The organism is Neobacillus vireti (assembly GCF_036962465.1).
Taxonomy (GTDB): Bacteria; Bacillota; Bacilli; order Bacillales; family Cytobacillaceae; genus Neobacillus; species Neobacillus vireti_B.
On sequence record NZ_JBALNF010000029.1, the window covers coordinates 35,968 to 38,702 of the forward strand.

General features: G+C 36.1%; 2 protein-coding genes. One reads left to right on the top strand and one right to left on the bottom strand.

Annotation, left to right across the window (positions count from 1 at the left end; all coding sequences use genetic code 11):
• Window positions 1-105: 105 nt before the first annotated feature.
• Window positions 106-1,311, top strand: coding sequence for an MFS transporter (locus V7077_RS13040; RefSeq protein ID WP_335502154.1), 1,206 nt, complete (start codon window positions 106-108; stop codon window positions 1,309-1,311).
• A 445-nt stretch (window positions 1,312-1,756) separates the two neighbouring features.
• Here V7077_RS13040 and V7077_RS13045 read toward each other — a convergent pair whose 3' ends face one another.
• Window positions 1,757-2,590, bottom strand: coding sequence for a hypothetical protein (locus V7077_RS13045; protein ID WP_335502156.1), 834 nt, complete (start codon window positions 2,588-2,590; stop codon window positions 1,757-1,759).
• Window positions 2,591-2,735: the final 145 nt, after the last annotated feature.

The window sequence follows — 2,735 nt, forward strand, 5'->3', positions numbered from 1 at the left end:
GCCGCCTGGAGCGGAAATCAACATTCAAGATTAAAACAGCCAAAAATCAAAAAAACTTATGGTAAAATAGTAATTTAAAGAGCAAATGATTGAGGGGACAACATTATGTGGAGAAACAGAAATATATGGATTCTATTAACGGGGGAATTTATCGCTGGTTTAGGATTATGGCTCGGCCTCATTGGTGATTTGCAATTTATGCAGGAAAAGGTTCCCTCAGATTTTTTAAAATCACTCCTTATAACAATCGGACTTATAGCTGGATTAGCATTTGGGCCCTATGCAGGCAGACTAACGGATCGTTCAAGTAAAAAGTATGTAATGCTTATTGCAGGTCTTATTCGAATCATTAGTGTTGTTTTTATGCTTATCGCGATTTCGACAGGCGCTATTTGGTGGATGGTTGTATTTCTTATCCTGCTTCAGATCTCTGCGGCATTCTACTTTCCCGCGCTGCAGGCAGCCTTACCATTAGTTGCAGATGAAAAGGATTTACTTCAGTTGAATGGTATTCATATGAATGTGTCAACACTCTCCAGAATTATCGGGACAGCACTTGGCGGTTTCTTATTAGTGGTCCTCCCTCTTTCTTTTTTATATATTGGGTCATTGGTAACTTACGTCGGTTTATTTATCCTTACCTTTTTCTTGGATATTAATGAAAATAGGGATCTTAATCTGGTAAAGCAGCCAATTGAAAAGACAGGATTTAAACAGGTATTTCCCATTATTAATAGCGTTCCTATCGTCTTAATGACCTTATTAATAACCATTGTCCCTACTCTTTTTCTTGGCGGATTTAACTTGATGGTCATTAACATCAGTGAAATCCAGGATAGTACAGCTATTAAAGGCTGGGTATATGCCGCTGAAGGAATCTCGTTTATGATTGGTGCCATTTTGATTAGAAAAATAAATAATAAGTTATCCCCTTACGTTGTCTTGTTTGGCAGTTCATTTATGATTGGGATATCACAGCTTTTGCTCTATTTTGCGGCTAATCCACTTATTACAGTGATTGCTTTTCTATTATTTGGATATTCAGTCGGCAGTTTTTTTCCTACTGCTGCTACAATCTTTCAAACGCAGGTACCAAAGCACTATCATGGTCGTTTTTTCTCCTTTCGGAATATGCTAGACCGAGTCACATATCAAATTGTCCTTTTGTTGTCGGGCTTTCTTTTAGATTTAATTGGCCTTCAATTCATGTGTCTTGTTTTTGGCATTCTTTCAATAATTATGACAGCGAGTTTTTATGCTAAAAATAAGCAGATAGGCACAGCATTTGAACAGAGGCAAAATATATTTTGATAGCTGTCCGAGCTGTCTTAAGCAATTTTTGGAGGATTTTTAGCTTATGCGTCTGAAATACCCCTTGACATCAGACAGCTCTCATTTGCTTTTGGCTAATTCTGTCTAAACTGACTTTGACTTCGGACAGCTCTCATCGATTTTTGTCTCATATTGTCCGAACTGGCCTTTTCTTCGGACAGCTCCCAACATTTTTGGCTCCATGCTGACCGAACTGGCCCTAGCTTCGGACTTCTCCCATCGTTTTTGGGCTCGTGCTGTCCGAACTAACCTCAACTTTCGTAAAGCTCTTATTGATTTTTGCCTTGTGCCGTCAGAACTAAGCTTAACTTCGAACAGTTCTTATTGATTTTTGGCTCGTGCTGTCCGAACTAATCTTAACTTCGGACAGTTCTCATCATTTTTTCTACCTGTACAGTCCGAGTAAATCATAAATTAGCGAATTCTATCGAACCCATAGTTTTTTTACATTAAAAAGAAGAGCACTAATAACTAGAGTAATAAAGGAAAACAGTAATGCAATACTCCCAAAAGCAAGGACATAAGCATTATATCCTGCTAGTTTTATGATCATTTCATAAGTATCCCAATTAAGAAATCTAGATATGATATTAAACAAGAATAGAATGAAATATATCATGCTTAACCCTTTAACTGCCCCCCTAATATCCGCCGTACTCAATGCAATATGTGAAGAAATACTAAAAGCCATCACTAAAAAAATCCAAAAAAAAGGATTTATTAAATTTTCTAATGTAAAAAGATTCTTACTGATAACCGAAACTGATTCCACAATTGTTTTTAAAAGAGTAATATCAAGCTGCTGAAATTTAATACGTTGCTCCACTTCTGTCTTAAAAGCTAAAAAAGATTCTGGGATCAAAAGATACATACCTAGAATAATTGAGCCGATACCACTAAAAATGGGGCCTAACCCAATGAAAAAGTTTCCGACTTGCTGATACATACTATTCGGATTATAGTGATGTTCTACATAACCAAGAATCCCGGATGGATGATTTAATTGAAGTAATTTGATCCTTGAAACACGATGTCCCCATATAAAACACTGAATAAGATGACCAATTTCATGAATGGGTGTTCCAATCCATGCTGTCACCATAACTCCTTTTGCCCCGAAGGTACGTACTAAATATGTATTAGATAACCGTTCAAGTACTCCTAAGATTAAGCCAATGATTATAATCATACCTACCAGATAAAACATTTCTAAAAAACTAATTAGGAAAGTCTGTAAAAAAGATAAAAGGATGTTCATTTTATTTTTCCTCTCAGTAAAACATTTTTCTTCAAGAAATTATTTTCATTATATAACCATTGAACTACAAATCCTAACATCATGTTTATTGGAAATAAAAAAGACAACCCATTCAGGTTGTCTTTTTGCCTGGCAACGTCCTACT

Coding starts and splice junctions, on each gene's coding strand:
- V7077_RS13040 (WP_335502154.1), top strand. CDS start 106: ATGTGGAGAAACAGAAATATATGGATTCTATTAACGGGGGAATTTATC.
- V7077_RS13045 (WP_335502156.1), bottom strand. CDS start 2,590: ATGAACATCCTTTTATCTTTTTTACAGACTTTCCTAATTAGTTTTTTA.